This window comes from Corynebacterium pyruviciproducens ATCC BAA-1742 (assembly GCF_000411375.1).
Lineage (GTDB): Bacteria > Actinomycetota > Actinomycetes > Mycobacteriales > Mycobacteriaceae > Corynebacterium > Corynebacterium pyruviciproducens.
This window is the reverse complement of record NZ_KE150447.1, coordinates 628,391-645,350: the sequence shown is the minus strand read 5'-3', so window position 1 is coordinate 645,350 and position 16,960 is coordinate 628,391. Positions and strand designations below refer to the sequence as shown.

17 protein-coding genes and 1 pseudogene are annotated in these 16,960 nt (G+C 58.8%); 6 read left to right on the top strand and 12 right to left on the bottom strand.

Going from position 1 to position 16,960, the window contains the following annotated elements; all coding sequences use genetic code 11:
* Positions 1–29: 29 nt before the first annotated feature.
* Entirely contained in the window at positions 30–272 is a 243-nt protein-coding gene (locus HMPREF1219_RS13075) for a hypothetical protein (protein WP_156823285.1), read from the bottom strand.
* 27 nt (positions 273–299) lie between these two features.
* On the opposite strand from HMPREF1219_RS13075, the gene HMPREF1219_RS09225 reads away from it, so the two are divergent.
* From HMPREF1219_RS09225 to HMPREF1219_RS09215, 3 genes are all read left to right on the top strand, one after another.
* On the top strand, positions 300–833 hold the full coding sequence (locus HMPREF1219_RS09225; RefSeq protein ID WP_016458652.1) for a lyase family protein: 534 nt from the start codon (positions 300–302) through the stop codon (positions 831–833).
* A 97-nt stretch (positions 834–930) separates the two neighbouring features.
* Positions 931–1,512, top strand: a complete 582-nt coding sequence (locus tag HMPREF1219_RS09220; RefSeq protein WP_016458651.1) for a hypothetical protein — start codon at positions 931–933, stop codon at positions 1,510–1,512.
* 413 nt (positions 1,513–1,925) lie between these two features.
* Positions 1,926–3,278, top strand: coding sequence for a D-serine ammonia-lyase (locus HMPREF1219_RS09215; protein WP_016458650.1), 1,353 nt, complete (start codon positions 1,926–1,928; stop codon positions 3,276–3,278).
* A 215-nt stretch (positions 3,279–3,493) separates the two neighbouring features.
* Here the strand turns inward: HMPREF1219_RS09215 and HMPREF1219_RS09210 are convergent, their stop codons facing one another.
* From HMPREF1219_RS09210 to HMPREF1219_RS09165, 10 genes and pseudogenes are all read right to left on the bottom strand, one after another.
* Complete coding sequence (locus HMPREF1219_RS09210; RefSeq protein ID WP_016458649.1) at positions 3,494–4,825, bottom strand: xylulokinase; 1,332 nt, start codon at positions 4,823–4,825, stop codon at positions 3,494–3,496.
* Positions 4,826–4,856: 31 nt separating this feature from the next.
* Positions 4,857–6,221, bottom strand: coding sequence for a sugar porter family MFS transporter (locus HMPREF1219_RS09205; protein WP_016458648.1), 1,365 nt, complete (start codon positions 6,219–6,221; stop codon positions 4,857–4,859).
* 18 nt (positions 6,222–6,239) lie between these two features.
* Positions 6,240–7,586: a xylose isomerase gene (gene xylA, locus HMPREF1219_RS09200; protein ID WP_016458647.1), complete on the bottom strand. Its 1,347-nt coding sequence runs from the start codon at positions 7,584–7,586 to the stop codon at positions 6,240–6,242.
* A 189-nt stretch (positions 7,587–7,775) separates the two neighbouring features.
* Positions 7,776–8,951: an ROK family transcriptional regulator gene (locus tag HMPREF1219_RS09195; RefSeq protein ID WP_016458646.1), complete on the bottom strand. Its 1,176-nt coding sequence runs from the start codon at positions 8,949–8,951 to the stop codon at positions 7,776–7,778.
* A 300-nt stretch (positions 8,952–9,251) separates the two neighbouring features.
* Positions 9,252–9,635 carry a hypothetical protein gene (locus HMPREF1219_RS09190; RefSeq protein ID WP_016458645.1) on the bottom strand — a complete coding sequence of 128 codons (384 nt, stop codon included), beginning with the start codon at positions 9,633–9,635 and terminating at the stop codon, positions 9,252–9,254.
* 389 nt (positions 9,636–10,024) lie between these two features.
* Positions 10,025–10,327 (bottom strand): GH32 C-terminal domain-containing protein, encoded by a 303-nt coding sequence (locus tag HMPREF1219_RS09185; protein ID WP_016458644.1) that lies wholly within the window; start codon positions 10,325–10,327, stop codon positions 10,025–10,027.
* A 3-nt stretch (positions 10,328–10,330) separates the two neighbouring features.
* Positions 10,331–10,690, bottom strand: a pseudogene (locus HMPREF1219_RS09180) (hypothetical protein); the annotation flags it as partial.
* 75 nt (positions 10,691–10,765) lie between these two features.
* The gene (locus HMPREF1219_RS09175) at positions 10,766–11,509 is read right to left on the bottom strand and encodes a hypothetical protein (protein WP_016458642.1); all 744 of its coding nucleotides are present in this window, start codon (positions 11,507–11,509) and stop codon (positions 10,766–10,768) included.
* 107 nt (positions 11,510–11,616) lie between these two features.
* Positions 11,617–11,943 carry a DUF4143 domain-containing protein gene (locus HMPREF1219_RS12630; RefSeq protein WP_245554443.1) on the bottom strand — a complete coding sequence of 109 codons (327 nt, stop codon included), beginning with the start codon at positions 11,941–11,943 and terminating at the stop codon, positions 11,617–11,619.
* A gap of 88 nt (positions 11,944–12,031) precedes the next feature.
* The gene (locus tag HMPREF1219_RS09165) at positions 12,032–12,889 is read right to left on the bottom strand and encodes a hypothetical protein (protein ID WP_245554442.1); all 858 of its coding nucleotides are present in this window, start codon (positions 12,887–12,889) and stop codon (positions 12,032–12,034) included.
* Positions 12,890–12,916: 27 nt separating this feature from the next.
* Here HMPREF1219_RS09165 and HMPREF1219_RS13265 point away from each other — a divergent pair, with 27 nt between their 5' ends.
* Both HMPREF1219_RS13265 and HMPREF1219_RS13260 read left to right on the top strand, forming a co-directional pair.
* Entirely contained in the window at positions 12,917–13,201 is a 285-nt protein-coding gene (locus HMPREF1219_RS13265; protein ID WP_016458639.1) for an FGGY-family carbohydrate kinase, read from the top strand.
* A gap of 87 nt (positions 13,202–13,288) precedes the next feature.
* Positions 13,289–13,471: a hypothetical protein gene (locus tag HMPREF1219_RS13260; protein ID WP_016458638.1), complete on the top strand. Its 183-nt coding sequence runs from the start codon at positions 13,289–13,291 to the stop codon at positions 13,469–13,471.
* Positions 13,472–13,630: 159 nt separating this feature from the next.
* Here HMPREF1219_RS13260 and HMPREF1219_RS12620 read toward each other — a convergent pair whose 3' ends face one another.
* Positions 13,631–14,206 carry an excalibur calcium-binding domain-containing protein gene (locus HMPREF1219_RS12620; protein ID WP_016458637.1) on the bottom strand — a complete coding sequence of 192 codons (576 nt, stop codon included), beginning with the start codon at positions 14,204–14,206 and terminating at the stop codon, positions 13,631–13,633.
* 1,296 nt (positions 14,207–15,502) lie between these two features.
* Here HMPREF1219_RS12620 and HMPREF1219_RS09155 point away from each other — a divergent pair.
* Complete coding sequence (locus tag HMPREF1219_RS09155) at positions 15,503–16,945, top strand: GntT/GntP/DsdX family permease (protein WP_016458636.1); 1,443 nt, start codon at positions 15,503–15,505, stop codon at positions 16,943–16,945.
* Positions 16,946–16,960 lie beyond the last annotated feature (15 nt).

Genomic DNA, 16,960 nt, shown 5'->3' with positions numbered 1-16,960 from the left:
CTCACCACACGTGATGCCGATCATGCCCGTCATCCCCACACGGGTGGAGGCACACGTGAGAAAGGAACCGCCACTATGCGAGCACCGTTAACCTCCTCTACCAAAACGCCGACAACGAGACCCAGCTCACAATCTGGAGCGAGGATGCCACCATCGAGGCGTGGCTCGCCACCGAGCGCGCGCTGGCGCTCAGCCAGGGCGAACTCGGAGTCATCGACCCCGCCGACACCGAGACGATTGCCGCGGCCGCCGTCCTTGACAACATCGACCACGCCGAGCTGTGGAAGGTGGGCAAGAACGTGGGCTACCTCATCCTCGGCCTCGTCTGCCAGATCTCGGCCCACCTCCCCGAGGGCCCCGACGGCCGCGTCCACTACGGCACCACCACCCAGGGCATCATGGACACCAGGCTGGTCCTCCAGATGACCTCCTCCCTGCGGGCCCTCGGTGCGCAGCTCGAGCGCTTTGGAGCCGGGCTTGCCACCAAGGCGGCCCAGTACAAGTTCACCGTCATGGCAGGTCACACCCACGCCCAGCAGGCGGTGCCCACCACGTACGGCGCCACGCTCGCTGCACTTCTCGACGAAGTCCGCCGCCAGCGCGCCCGCCTGCAAGAAACCTACGAACGCATCGGTCTGGTATCACTGTGGGGCGCCGGCGGCACGAACGCGGCCCAGGGCCCCAAGTCCGCCGAGACCCGGAAGCTCGTGGCCGAGAAGCTCGGCCTCAAGGACCCGGTGGTGCCGTGGCACACCAAAAGTTTTGAAGGAATTTTTCATGGATGGTGTAACACTTTTTCATTCACTCGGGATGTAATAAGTGTGAGCCGTTGATTCCTCCAACTCCTTACGCCCCCTTGAAAAAACCAGCAGACCAGGTGACTTTACATACGCCCGATCATCTGGCCATACCCCGAATAGGAGGTCCACAATGAAAAAGCTATCCACGCGCACCGTTGCCGCCGTGCTATCCACCTCGCTCGCCGTTGGAATGTGCGTTCCGGCCGCGAATGCCGCCACCGTGAAGATCACCGACAACAAGTGCTCCATCTCGTTCACCGCCGAAGAATCCAACCGCATCCCCGAAGCCGCTTACGTGGCCAGCGACCCGATCACCTTCAACAAGGCATCGCTTCGGGCGAAGGCCACCGGCGCGGACATCGCTGCACAGCAGGTCGCCCTCAAGAACTTGGACAATAGGCTTGCCGCTCACCGCATCTCCCAGGACAGGTACAACCATTTGGCCAACCCGATCAAGGAGCGCATCGCCGAACTTACCGTGCTGAACCAGGCCTACAACAAGTGCGCACAAGGCAAAGAAGGCGACACCGAGCCCATCCCACAGGACCAATCCCCGGACTCCGCGTTGAGCACCGCCGATGGACACCTCAATGACGCGGGCAAGGCCGTCGTTGCCGTCAGCTCCATTGTGGTAATTCTTGGCCTCATCATCGCGATCCTCCCGCAGCTGAAGCCCCTGCTACCCCCGCAGATCCAGGCCATGCTGCCGTAGGTCCACCCCCTACGCTGTGCCCCGGCGCGCACGGATTTCGCCGTAAATCCCCGGTGGCGTTGGTGAGCATGACGGAAAAAGGAAGAACAACAGGTTACGGGCTCTCAGAAACCGAGGGCCCGTTTTCTGGGTTGACATCGCCTCCAAACCCCGAACCATTTCCGCCACCTAAGACAAGGATGAAAACCGAGTACCTTAGGCATTGCGCACGCACTCCCCCGACCCTAGCTATGTAACCCCCTTTCGCCTTGCTCGAACAGCTTGGATAAATTCACTAGCCTACACTTTTCCCACTTGCCAAAGCCCTAAGGCTCTCCGCTTTTTCTTCGCTCATATATTCGCACCTCCTCGCCGTGCAACTCACTAATTACTATTCTCTTTAGACACATCTAATCCCCACACTGGAGAAGCCCGTGAACACCATCCTGGGTAGAGACCTCGCCGAGTGGACGGCCACATACCCCACGCTGAAAACCCTGCTGAGGTGCGAGGAAACCGCGTGGTTCAACCCGCATGCCACAGCCGCTGCGGAAGGGCTTTCACGCGTGGGGCTTACTCGCGCGGACATCGAGGACGCCCGCGATCGCCTCAAGCGCTGGGCGCCGTACCTGGCGCAGGTGTTCCCCGCCGCGCGGCCCACCGGCGGCATCCTCGAATCGCCGCTTACCTGCGTGCCCAGCTTCAAGGCACAGCTTGAAACCCACTACGGCATCACCATCCCTGGTCAGCTGTGGGCCAAGCTCGATTCTCACCTGCCCATCTCCGGCTCCATCAAGGCCCGTGGCGGCGTGTACGAGGTGCTCAAGCACGCCGAAGACATCGCGCTTGCCGAGGGACTCATCACCATCGAGGACGATTACCGCGCGCTTGACTCGGACGAAGCCCGCGCGCTTTTTAGTAGGTACAAAATCGCCGTGGGATCCACCGGCAACCTGGGACTATCCATCGGCATCATGAGCGCTCAGCTGGGCTTCCAGGCATTTGTCCACATGTCCGCCGACGCCCGCCAGTGGAAGAAGGACAAGCTCCGCGCCCACGGTGTCACCGTTAAAGAGTATGAGTCCGATTACTCCGTCGCCGTTGCAAAGGGCCGCACGCAGGCGGAGTCCGACCCGACGATGTATTTTGTCGACGATGAGAACTCCACCTCCCTGTTCCTCGGCTACGCCGTCGCCGGCGCCCGCCTTGCCGGGCAGTTCACGGCCCTCGACGTCTGCGTCGACGCGGATCACCCGCTCATCGCCTACCTACCGTGCGGTGTTGGCGGTGGCCCCGGTGGCGTGACCTTCGGACTCAAGTCCGTCTTCGGTGATCACGTCCGCTGCGTTTTTGCTGAGCCCACCCACTGCCCCTCGATGTTGCTCGGCGTCATGACCGGTGCGCACGACTCCGTCTGCGTCCAGGACTTCGGCATCGATAACGTCACCGCCGCTGACGGCCTGGCCTGCGGTCGCCCGTCGGCGTTTGTGGGCCGTCGCATGCAACAGCTTATCGACGCCTTCTACACGGTCACCGATGCCGACATGTACCGCTTGGTCGCTTTGCTTGCCCGCATTGAAGACTTGCGCATCGAACCGTCCTCCGCCACCGCCTTTGCCGGCATTAAGCATCTCACCAGCAACAAAGCCCGCGACTACCGGCAGCGCACCGGGCTCACCCGCACCATGCTCGCCCACGCCACCCACCTCGCCTGGGTCACCGGCGGTTCCATGGTGCCAGCCGAGGAAATGGATGGCTACATTGAAAAGGGTAGGTCGCTCCTGTAACAGCCAGGACACGGCGGGATTCAGATAATAGATATGGTTTCAGGGCACGCTTTATCGATCGCCGATAAGGGCACCGTACAGAACATGAACTGCTCCCTCCAGGTCAAAGGAGATAGAACCAGCCTTTCCGTGTCCCCTCAGGTTGAAAACACAACACCCGTAAAAAGAAGGATGCAGCCAGATCTTCCGATCTGACTGCTCTATTTCTGGGGCTATCAGATCATCGCTGCTTGTCGTGCAGCCCCCAGCGCAACGTACTCGCTGGCTTCCGGAACTTCCACCTCAACTCCCAAAATATCAGGAGCCAGCACTCGTACCGCCTCAAGCTTCGCACCACCACCGACCATTTGCACCTTGGTTACCTCAGCACCAGCGGAGCGCATCGCGTCCATCGCCCCACGCATGAGGGAAAGAAGCCCTTCGACCGACGCCCTCGCAACATATGCTGGTCTGCAGTTATCTAGGGTCATTCCGGTGAGGGAGGCCGTAGCATTAGGAAGGTTAGGCGTACGCTCCCCCTCAAAGTACGGGGTAAGCTCGAGGCCCCTCGCAGAATCGACGGACAAGGCAAGTTCACTGAACTGCTGGTAATCCACACCGAGTACCGCTGCCATTGCGTCGATAATGCGAGACGCGTTGAGCGTACAAGCTAGCGGTAACCACTGACCGGTGGCATCAGCAAAACCGGTGATAATTCCTTCCGGATCCACGATCGGCTTGTCCGAGCGAAGCGCCACCACACCGGATGTTCCAAGCGAAAGCATTGCTTCACCCGGTGAAAGCTTTAGTCCGAGGGCCGCACCAGCGTTATCGCCACAGCCTGGTCCAATGGCAATGTGATTCCACCCATGGTCTGCATCTCCATGCCCAATGACCTCCCTTGGTCCAGCCACGCGTGGCAGCTGGATCTTGTGAGCTTCAGCTTCAGATATCCGCAGTGCGCGTGCGAGAAGCGAATAGTCATAGGACTGGTCTGCCGACGGGGTTTTGAAATAGCCAGTTCCGGAGGCATCCGACCGATCCGTTGCCAGGTCTTCCAAACGAGTACTCCCCGAAAACTTCCAGGAGAGCCAGTCGTGTGGAAGGCACACAGCCGCAATCTTGGCAGCGTTGTCCGGTTCATGATCGGCGAGCCACCTTAGCTTTGTGATGGTGATCGACGCCACGGGAACCGAACCCGTACGATACACCCACTCCTTGACACCGAGCCCCTCATCACCGCTACCAAGTTCCTTGACTAGATCTTTACCCGCTTGTGCGGAACGAGTGTCATTCCACAACAGTGCGGGGCGGATGACTTCACCGTTCTTATCTAGGCAGACCATACCGTGTTGTTGTCCACCGAAGGAGATTGCCCGAACATCATCGAGCCCGCTGGCTTCTTCTACGGCCGTCAAAAATGCTTCCCACCAATACGTCGGGTCAACTTCTGTTCCCTGCGGATGACAAGCGCGCCCCTCCCGAACAACCTGTCCGGTAATCGGATCCATGATGACAATCTTGACGGACTGTGTAGAAGAATCCACACCGGCCACGTACGGTTTCATTGTCGGCTCACCTTTCTTCGAATGACAAGAGCTATACGGTTGCTGTGGACTTGCTGGCGCGGTGACGCAGGTACTCCTCGATCTCCTCGAGGGTTCGATTACGCGTTTCAAAGACGTAGAGCTTCACAAACAACACACCAAGTACGCACGCAGCAGCGTAACCGAGGAACAACGTACCGGTACCAAATCCGGTCAGTAGCACTGGGAATGTCAGCGAAACGATAGCATTCGCGGTCCAGTTGATGGTGCTGCCAAGAGAGTTACCCAAGCCGCGGATGTTAAGGGGGAACATCTCGCCGATCATGATCCACATGACCGGACCCCACGTGCCCGAGAAGAACGCGATGTAGATGGTCAACGCGATGGCGCAGATGATGGCTGCCGTGTGAGATTCGCCGGAGGCCTTCATAGCGAAGCTCATGATGGTGAGAGAAACCGCCATGCCAACACCACCGAGAATTAGCATTTCACGTCGACCGATGCGATCCATGTATTTCAATGCAATGGCGGTGACAATGACGTTGAAGATTCCGATTCCGATATGCGCCAAGAGCGCTGCAGAAACTCCGAATCCCACGTCGGTAAAGATGGTCGGTGCGTAGTAAAGCACCGTATTGCACCCCATGACCTGTTGGAAAACTGCCAACCCGAGCGCAGCCACCAATGCGGGACGAACATCACGGCTAAACAGATCCGCCCACCGTCCATGCGCCTTGTGGGCCAGCTCTTGAATTTCTTTGAGTTGAGTATCTGCTTCTGCACTGTCACCCTTGTAAATCTGCACCAGTACGTCTCGTGCATCCGCATCTTGGCCCTTCCTTACGAGGAACCTTGGGCTTTCAGGGAGTACCATCGCACCGAAGAACAAGATTGCAGCGGGTAGCGCTGCCAATCCCAGCATCCAGCGCCAGCCGTGGATGATATCTGCCAGAGCGTAGTTTGAGATGTAGGCGAGCAGGATACCCGTCATCACCATGAGCTGGAAGAGCCCGGAGAGTGCTCCTCGCTTGTGGGCGGGTGCTAATTCAGAAAGATAGGTTGGAATCAGTGACGATGCTATGCCCACTCCGATTCCGAGGATGACACGAGAGACGAGCAACGTGACAAGCCCCATCGCTAACCCAGATCCCAGCGCACCGATGAAGAAGACGATCGATGCTGCAAGGAGCAGCCTTTTTCGACCTACGCGGTCGGACAGTGGCCCGATGACGATCGAGCCGAGCACGGCACCGAGGAGCACCGAGCTGACCACCCATCCTTGTCCCCATTCGGCGAGATTGAGCTCGTCTTGGATAAAAAGGATAGCGCCGGAAATGACGCCGGTATCGTAGCCAAAGAGGAGGCCACCGAGGGAGCCGAATAGGTAGATCAGCCCCATCGACATCTTCTTGTTCATCGTTACACTCCCTACGTGTTACTTGCTCGCCAGAGCGTTGACAATGTAGTTGTTGATGGTGACCTTGACGGTCTCCATGTGATCAGAGCGGGTAGCGGCGATGAGCTCGGACTGCGGGATATCCAGCGAGTGCTCCTCGAAGGTAGCGAGTGTCGCCTTCTCGTTTCCGACTTCCTTGCCGATTCCCTCGCCGAACGAGCTGTAGCGATCGGCGACGAGATTCTCGATGTACTTGTCCTCGTGCATCTTGGCTGCCACGATGAGGCCTGCGGCGAAGGCATCCATGCCGGCGATGTGCGCGCGGAAGAGGTCTTCCTCGGTGAAGGACGTACGACGCGGCTTGGAATCGAAGTTGAGGCCGCCGCGCGGGCCGATGCTGCCCTCGGCGAGAACCTCCCACATGACAGAGGTGGTCTCGTAAAGGTCGACCGGGAACTGATCGACGTCCCAGCCGATGAGCTTGTCGCCCTGGTTGGCGTCGATGGAGCCGAGCATGCCGGCGTCGCGGGCGACGCGGATCTCGTGCTGGAAGGTGTGGCCTGCGAGGTTGGCGTGGTTGCCCTCAAGGTTGAGCTTGAAGTCCTTGTCCAGGCCGTACGTCTGGAGGAACGCGATCGTGGTGGCCGCGTCGAAATCGTACTGGTGGGTGGTGGGCTCCTTCGGCTTCGGCTCGATGAGGAACTGGGCATCGAAACCGATCTCGTTGGCGTAATCCTTGCCCATGCGGAAGAAGCGAGCCAGGTGCTCCTGCTCCTTCTTCATGTCCGTGTTCCACAGGTTCTCGTAGCCCTCGCGGCCGCCCCAGAACACGTAGTTCTCAGCACCGAGGCGCTTGCCCACCTCGAGGCTGTGCTTGAGCTGTGCTGCGGAGTAGGAGAAGATCTCCGCGAACGGGGAGCTTGCGGCACCGGCGAGGAAGCGCGGGTTGTTGAAGAGATTGCACGTGTTCCACAGCAGCTTGATGCCGGTGTCCTTCTGGTACTCCTCGATGCGATCGACAACCTTGTCGAGGTTGGCGTTGGACTCGCGGAGCGTATCGCCCTCGGGGGCGACGTCACGATCGTGGAAGCAGAAGTACTCGACGCCGAGCTTCTGATAGAACTCGAACGCGTACTCCACCTTGGCCAGCGCGAGGTCCATCGGATCGGTGATGTGGTCGTAGGGGCGGATCGCGGTGCCGGAGCCGAACGGGTCGACGAGGCGGGCGTCGAAGGAGTGCCAGTACGCCACCGCGAAGCGGAGCCACTCGCTCATTTTCTTTCCGGCCACGACCTTGTCCGGCTGGTAGTAGTGGAAGCCGAGATCCTGCGTGACATCCTCGTTGCCGACGAACGGGATCTTTTCTACGTTCCAAAGGTCACCCATGACTGTTCCTTTCGGGAGGGCCGTCGCACTCTCTTCCGGGCGACAGCGTTTAGTTTGTTTACTTTCCTTACTAAGTATGGCTATAGGTGACCTCGAAAGTAAATACCATTAACTAAGTACCCCCTAGTTCGGGGGTAATTTGGACACATTCCCCACATTCTTCGTGTCACTAGACACGCACTGATGTGACTAGAGCCACTCTCCCGGGTCATCGAAGACCGGACGCAGTGTGAGCCTCCCCGCCCCCAGCACGCTCGCCTCCGACGGCGCCTGCGAGGATTCTATGGCCACCTCATCCACCTCGTGGATGAGCGCCCGCCCCCGCAACGTCTCATACAGTGACTCCTCAATGTGTGGCAGCAGATCGACGAGGTATCCCGCCAGGACCACCTTGTTCACGTCGATGACGTTGAGCGCGTTGGACAGCGCGATCCCCAAAAGTTCGCCGAGTTCAGCCGCAATATCATCCGCATCGGACCGCTTGAACAGCACCGAAATTGCCTCCGTGATATGCGTGGACTTAGACACCCCGGCGCGCTCCTGCAGAGCCCGCCTACTGAGGTACGCCTCGATGCAGCCATTCCTCCCACAGCGACACAGTGGCCCGTGGCGATCCACAACAGTATGCCCGATCTCGCCGGCCCAGCCGTTTATTCCGCCATAGACCTCGCCATCAAGGACTACTGCTCCGCCAATACCAGTGGCGGCGCTAACAAAGAGGAACGATTCGCCCGGATGCTGTTCCACCTCGTACAACACCGCCAGCTGGTTATCGTTAGACGCCGGGATCGGCTCGCTCGCGCCGAGCTCCAACCGCAGGTCACGCAGGAATGGCACGTCGAACCACTGGAGGATCGGGGCAGAGAGGATGGATTCCGGGTCCATCGACCGGCGTCCAGGGATGGACACGCACATCCCCAGGAACCGTGTGGGCCCCGCGCCGTGCGCACTGCATTCCGCTTCCGCTGCCACACGCAGGCGCTTCACCAGCTGCGCCGATTCCCGTACGACCTCGCGGTAGTCCGAGTTGGGCACGTCGAGACCAAACTCGTCTCGTGCGATGACGTTGCCGTTCAGCCCGACAGCCACGGCGCGGACGCGTTTCCACATGATCTCCAAACCGATGCCGAAGCAGGCGTAATTGTCCAGCGCCAGCGGAATCTTCGGGCGCCCCGTCGCCCCGGACACCGCCTCCCCCTCCACTGCGAGACCACCTTTAACCAGTTCGTCGACTAGCTTGGACACCGTCGGCTTGGTTAGCCCACTCGCTGCGGCCAAGTCCGCGCGCGAGACCGGTTCCGTCGCCGAGCCAATGAGGGCAAAAATCCTCGCCAGGTTGCGTCGTCGCAGGTTTCCAGGTTGCACAGCTTCCTCAGCTCTCCTTACACATCAAACATCACTTATCACGCTACCGAAAACACGACCCAAAAGGTAAACAAACTAAACTAAGTGTGTTGACGTGGGGTAATACATAGATAGGAAAACGACGACTTGCTAATGGGAAGCGAGCAATCGGTATTAATACCTCATCCCCCGCCCATCCCCCGCGTGTTATCAAGCCAAGTAACGACCGCCGAGAAACCCCAACCCTGCTACCCAACGCGGAATCCGCGCACAACAAGGCCCTGCACGCTACACATACGTGCAGGACCAAGTACCCCAGCCCTAGGGTAGAAGCGCAGCGAGCTGCGCCGGCAGAATGTTCTTCAACTGCGGCACGATCGCAGCGATGAGACCGACAATCGCCAGCGTCGCCCCAGAGGCGATGAGCCCAACCCCCACGTTGTTCGGCTCACCGTCCGCGGTGCTGAGAGCTGCAGTCTCGGTCTTCCCACCGCCCGCTTCCCTTACACACTTATCCAGCTGGGGCAGAGCTTCTTCGCTATACACTTTTATCAAGGCCGAGATCGGCTCGATCTCCCAGAAATACGCCTCGTCAGTGATATCGCCGTTGCGCCGCATTCTGCCGAAGGTGCCAAGCTGCTGCTTCCAGCCATGAACCGATGTTGTATAGGCAACCACAGCAGCCGGCAAATCTGCCTTGCGCACTGTCCGCTTTTTTCGTTCATAGATTTCCGCAGGTTCTTCTCTGAAACGGAAATATTCTCATTTTCTCCTGAGCGGATCTGGATGGTGCACACGGAGTCGTCCGCAGCGGTAGTCTCCGCGCTAGCCACTGGGGTGAAAAGAGTGCCAACAACGTCGAGACTTGCAGTGAAAGAAACCGCCACCTTCCTTTTACTCATTGTTATTCCTTTATTGTTTGAGTGCTATGAGGAACTTGCCCCTCACTTTTTTCGTCGCATGGACCTCTGCCACTGGAAATGGCCCTGCGGATTGTGCAGCCACCTTATGGTCACCCCCTTCTCCCCTGCCACGAGGCAATAAACAAAAAGCGCGCACCACCTTTTGTGATGCGCGCTTTTTAGCAAGGAGAGCTAGTTCGATCCGAGCTCCCACCAGTAGACATCGGTTAGCTCCGCGTCGGCACCGATGGCGTGGGCGGTGGCTACCGTGTCCGCGTTTTCTTCCGGGGAGAACACGAAGGAGGAAATGGTGGAGGAGCAATCGTTGATGAAAACCTCGATGGAGCTGACGTCGCGAACAATCCGCAGGTGGACGGTGTCGCCCTCGACTGGGGGCGGCGCGGTAGCCGGGTGCCGCGGCGCAGGAAGACCGTGCCGGCCAGCGAATCGTAGCCGACGGTGGCAAAAGGCGTTCCGGTGAACGTCGAGAAGCACAGTTCAACAGCCTGCGCAACGGAGGTGAGGAGGGTGACCTCCAGCTTGAAGGGGGACCGTACCCAACTCGTGGGACGCGCCCCGCAGCTGCGCGAGCTCGAGGATCGGGGTGGTGGTGAGCTCCAACTCGGCGTTGAGCCCAAGGTCGCGTGGCAGCGCCAGTTGCCCGGACCAACCCCATTCCTGGCTCTCGATGGGGTGGGAGAAATCGCCCATCCAGGCGAAAGGCGTCACCCGCCCATCAAGCACGAGCGTCTGACCGGCGTAGAAGTTGTGGCCAAAATCGGACTGGCGGTAGGGCTTTTCCACCTCAAATTCGGTGCCGGTGCTCCAATTTCCCACAACGTAGCCCATGTTGTGGCCGTTGCGACCGGAGTAGCCGCGCCGGTGGGGCTTGTGAGTCTACGGCGGCACCGCGCGATACGAGCCCGTGCTCCCCTATTTGGTGGAGCCCGTCATGAACACCTCGCCGTGGACGATGGTGCCCGGCCGGGGGCGCGGGAATGTGGACGCCGGAAGCGCGAGCGTCACCGGGAGCCCGCAATCGACGCTCACCTTGTACCACGGCTTACCCGTGAGTTCATTGCGCGCCACCTCCGCCGCCTCCACCCTCCCGGTAAGGGTGGCTTCGGAGGTCAGTTCTTTCTGCGTCACCTCTCCCCGCAAAAGCGGCCTGAGCCAGCGGCTCTCCAGTGCGCGCACGTCCACCCCCGCACCGACACTGCCAGCTGGTGCGTGCTCCTTCGCCCAGCTCTCCACCGAGGGATACACGGTGACATCCGCGGCAAACGCCCCCAGGAAGTAGCGCAGACACCACCGCGGCTTGGCGGCCATCCCCACGATGAACTGCGGGTACAGTTGCGGATCGGTGACGTTAGCAAGCACCCGCTTAATGATGGCACCGTGGAGATCGACGACGCGCACGCACACGAGCCCCGGCGCGAGCTGCCACACATGCGCCGACACCGATTTCGTGTTCCCTGCCAGGGCGAAGCTCTTGGCCTTGAGGCCCGTCCCCGTTTCGATATAGCTTATCGACGCGCCGGAAGCATCCTCATACTCCTCCACGCGGTTGAACCCTAGTTCCAGCTCCACAACACGAACCCCGGCCACATCTGACAGCCGGTCGCTGGGGTCCGCCGGTTCCTCGAACCCTGCGGAAGCTAAAAATTTTAGGTCCATAGGTGCCATTCTCGCACAATGTTCATCAAAGTATGACATCGCCTACCTACCCCCGCGATACACCCTCGCACCCATGTAGTCTCGCCCCAGAAACTGTGGCCTCACCGTTACGGCGCGAGCGCTACGAGCGGCACCACCCACACACCGTCGGCGCGCCGAAACGCGGGACCCGTGGGCACGATGACGAGGAGTGCCGCCGCCTCCGGCACGACTTTGGCGGCCGCCGCCTTGAGATGAGCTGCGGCACCATCAATCGCATGATGGGAGAGCTTAACTTCAAAGCCCAACCACCGGCCGTCGCAAAGCTCAACAACCGCATCGATTTCCTCGCGCCCCTTTGTGTCCCACCGTAACCAGGACTTTTCTAGCCCCGAATGGAGAAATCCACTACTCAGGTCTGGAGAAATCCACTGCTGAGGTGTGGATAAATCCACACCCGAGGTGTAAAAAAACTCCACTACTATGCCATGCACACTAGCGAATGCAACCCACAGTATCTCCCCGCGCGAGGCCATCCCGGCCCTACCTCAGCCACGTGCCGGAGGTGCCCGTCATGAACACCTCGCCGTCGATGACACCCCCGATCTTCGGCTTGGGGTCCGCAGTGGCGGGCATCGCCACCATGACCGGCACGCCGCAATCGGCCGCCACCTTGTACCACGGCCTGCCGGTAAGCGCGTTCTGCACCACCTCGACGCTTTCCACCACCCCCTTGAACAGGGCATTCGACCCCGCATCCGCCGGTGCCAGGTGACCCTCGAGAAGCGGAACGAGAAGAGGGGAAGCGATGAACTTTGGTCCGATGAGGAGCTCGTCGGGAATGGAGGGATCGTCAACATCTTTAAGGTAGGTGTCCTCCTTGCGCACGGGTGTCTGGTCGGCAGCCCACTGCCCTACCGTGTCGTACGCGCGGACCTCGGAGGCGATCGCCCCCAGCTGGAACGAGGTGGAACGCACCGGCCGCCCCACCGCACGCAGGGGGTACTGCGGGTAGAGATGCGGATCGTCGACACTGAGGAGGAGCCGGACACGGGCGTTGGCTCCTTTGCCCGCGTGGGTGGCTCCTTTGCCCGCGTGGGTGGCTCCTTTGCCCGCGTGGGTGGCGTTTACGCCACCCACGTCCGCGCAGGCCAGCCCCGGCGCGACCTGCCACACGTGCGCCTGCACCGGGGTCGCCCCGTACACCGCGAAGCTTTCGGTTGTGAGCCCCGCCAGCGTCTGCATGAAGCTTATCGACGCCCCCGAGGCGTCCACATACGCCGATACCCAGGCGAAATCGCCTGCCTGCTCCACCGTCCTTACCTCCGCGTCCGCAGCCAACCGGTAAGTCTGCTCCGCCGAGGCGTAGAACCCCATGGATTCCAAGAATTCAAGCTCCATACCGCTCATTGTGGCACATGCGGGGGCGTGGGAACAGGTTTTATAGACACCACCGGCAGATACCTCTCCCTTCCCTGCGCCCTCAACGGACCCTCGGAACTAGCGCTTCGCGGTGAATCCGGCGCGCACGGCGTCACCCTCCTGCCCTACTTCGAAGAGGAGCGCACCCCCAACCGACCCGACGCCACCGGCGTTTTCCGGCGGCTGACCACCGACACCACCCGCGAAGACATTGCCCGCGCCACAGTCGAGGGAATTCTCTGCTCCATGCAGGATGCCGTGGTGCCCCTTGAAAACACAACCTTGCAGTAAACGGAACGCGTCCTCCTCATCGGCGGCGACACCAAGAGCAAAACCATCCGCCACATCGCCCCCGCCATCTTCGGCGTCGACGTCCTCGTGCCCGAACCCGGCGAATACGTCGCCATGGGCGCCGCCCGCCAGGCCGCCTGCGTGCTCTCCGGCCAGGCCCTCCCGCCCGCCTGGGCCACCGCCGGCACCCCGCGCCACTACACCGCCGAACCCGACCACGACACCGTCGCCCACTACGAGGAGCTGCGGGATCTGACCGAGGGGTGGTAGGGGGCGATGCTCGCAAGGCGATGCCTGGGGAAATGAAAAGCCACGAAGGCAGCCAACACGACTCAGCCCGCTTAAGGCAACTAAACCCGGCAACCAAAGCTCATAAAAAGTCCCGCCACCACCCTACGTGATGACGAGACCAATAACGATGCTGACTAGCTAGCGTGGACGGCGCTCACAACCAACACCATCGCCGTCCCGATCCAGGTGAGAACCGTATCCCGGATCGCTCCTATGGATCGGGCGACCCAAATCATTCCACACCGCGCGGCAATTCGGATAAGTCGAATGCTGAACCGCTGAGGCCGGCGCCGGGGGCGCGGGGGCAGGTGCAGGTGGAGCAGGCGCGGGCGCAGGTGCCGGTGGGGCCGGTTCCGGCGCGGGTGCGGGCTCTGGGGCCGGTGGAGCAGGTGCAGGTGGCTCAGGCAGCGGTGGCGGACCAGGGATGATCCCCGGAAGCGGGTTCGGAATCAGATGCTGCTGGATTGCCCAAAAAGCGCCACCAAGAATCGCGGCGATCCCCACGATTGAGCTCACCACTGAAATCGCGATGATCGCATCTTCGCTTAGTTCTTCCGGTTGTTCGGAATCCGTCGCCTCCCGATCAACGTACTGGGACACGGACGGGGTTTCAGCATCGTCCCCCGCATGAGAATCGGCCACTTCCGCAGCCGTCGCCGGGTTTATCGCTCCTGCAACCATGGCTGCGGAGACTGCTATCGGTAGAATACGCATACGTCTATTCTATTTTTTGCGTTGCTAATAAAAGCCGATTTACTCTCCTCCCATTGTGATTCGCACCATAGCCGGAATTTCCCCACGGCAGAATCCTTACTCGTTACTCCGTCGCAGGATCTATGGCAACATTCTTCCAGCAGTAAGAACACACCCCGTGGGGCTAAGACCTTTTTGGCATCCACAAGACGTTTTCAACCTCAAAGTTAATGTTGCCAGGTGATCTCTACCCTTTCTCCTCCAAGCCACAAGACGAGATGCTAGCTCCCTTTCGTGGAAAATCTTCTCACTACCTTTAATCTCGGCATAGAGGTCATACAAATGGGTTGACTGTCTATAAGAAATCGTCACGGGCAACGTCACCAAGCGACCGTCAATTATTTCGTTTTAGATTTGTGTTGCCGCCGATAGTATTCTTCCCGACTTTCTAGCGACAGATCGGAGAACGTCACGAGCGAGTGTGCCACTAAGAAAAACTAAAAGAACTCCGCCAGGAAAGGCCGCAACCATATGTCCCCCGATGCCAGGCTGGGTAATAATTTTCCTTTACCATTGTTGCAACACACCTAAAATACCGATAATTGGCGACGACACCGGTGCGGTCAATTCCCCCCAAGATTCAGGAAGCAATCATTTATAAGTCTGTCTTCGAAGAACTTGCAAGCCCCTCAAGGGTGTGACAATCAGTCTGGCTACTATACCCACGACACCAGTAGTTGCCAATACGTTTCAGCAAAGAAGAATCCCCCGCCTTCAAATCTGCCACTTGATAAGGAGACTATATCTAAATTTGGAAATCCTTCCAAAAATCGCTAAAGCATTTGTTTCGCTCATCGATGCAACCTCGACACAATATCTCTTAATCAGCCCCTCCCCTTCGGAATACCGCTACGCAAGCATGGCTTTAGAAAAGGCAAAGGACTTCGACATCTAGTAGACCACCAAAACGCGCATTTTGAGAGCAGTTGCAGTGCAGCTATCCCGAAGAAGAGCAAAGAACTGAACACGAATTGAATTTCCTCTGAGCATAACTTTGGAGAATTCGCTTCTCCAAGCAGTAGAAATAGAGCATTTCACTCGAACGAGTAGTGCCACTACACGCAATACACGGCTATAAAACGAGATTGTCACAGTGAGACACAATTCACATTGAGAATGGCGCCTTTTCTATTGACAATTTTTTCTCACGGTAATAAATTTTTTACTTGTAATACTCGGTTCAAACCTTTTATGGATAAACATCCGACCAAGGTTTTAGGCTTGGACCGAAGTTTGTCTACATAACAAGGAGGTCACATGATCACCTCGACAGCAGGACTCGTGACCGTGCTTATCCTCGCGATTCTTCTCATCGTATTTCTCATTGTTACGTTGAAAATGCACGGCTCGTTAGCCCTCACCATCGCAGCCGTAGCAGTTGCACTCGTCACAGGAGTAAGCCTCGGGGACGTGGGCGATCTTTTGGAAAAAGGCGTCGGCGGAACCCTTGGTTTTCTGGTTCTCGTCATTGGTCTAGGAGCCGTACTTGGAAAGATGCTTGAAGTTTCCGGCGGTGCGGAACGACTCGCAACGTCGATGCTTAACACTTTCGGCACAAAACGAGCCCCCATCGTCATGTCCTTGCTAGGACTAATCGCCGGTATTCCGGTGTTCGTCGAGGTCGGATTCGTCCTTCTCGTCCCGCTAGTCTTCGTAGTCGCTCGCAAGGCTGGAATGAGCAGGCTTCGCATCGGTGTCCCGCTCATCGTTTCACTTATGTGTGTGCACTGCCTTATCCCTCCACACCCCGCCGCGACCGCTATTTCAAAGACCTTAGGTGCAGACATCGGCCAGGTCATTATGCTTGGTTTGATTGTCGCGATTCCAACCTCTCTCATCGGCGGTCCGCTGTTCATGCGATTCGCAGATGCTCGGCTGGCTATGGAAGAAGTCGGTGCTCTCGGTAGCGCCACAACGGTGAAAGAGGGGGTTTCGAACCGAACGGGTGGTGGCGATGCTTCCGTCGCATATGCTGCCGTGACGGGCACTGAAATCGATGATGATTCCAGTGCGATCGAAAATCAAGCAAGTAAACTTCCCGGATTTGGTATTACTCTGTTCACCATTTTGCTGCCCCTCTTGCTTATGGTTGGAAAGACGATTGCGGCAGGAGCCTTTGATGAAGAGAACGGAGTCCGCAGAATCTTCGAGCTCATCGGCCACCCCATCATTGCCCTCTTGATCTCCGTATTCTTCGCATATTGGTCTCTCGGTCTTCGCTATGGCGCCAACCTCAACCGCCTTTCTGAGATTACCGATTCCAGTTTCGCTCCCATCGGCGGCGTGCTTCTTATCATCGGCGCTGGCGGAGCCTTCAACGCTGTACTTATGGAATCCGGCGTTGCTCCGGCACTCGCTGACGCACTCGGCGGGCTTCCTGTCAGCCCAATCATCATCGCCTGGCTTATCGCGTTGGTCCTCCACTTCGCTGTGGGATCCGCAACAGTCGCAATGATCTCTGCTGCTGGGATCGTTCTACCCATGCTTGCAGCCAATCCCGACCTCAACCCCGCCGTGCTCGTTCTGGCTGTCGGCGCTGGTGCCATGGGTCTCACACACGTCACCGACTCGTTGTTCTGGCTCTACAAGGAATACATGGATATCTCAGTAGGAACAGCACTGAAGACACTGACGGTTGGGACCACAATCGCTTCAGTTGTTGCACTCATCTGCGTACTTCTCGTACACACCGTCGTGTAGATCTCCCGTCCAACT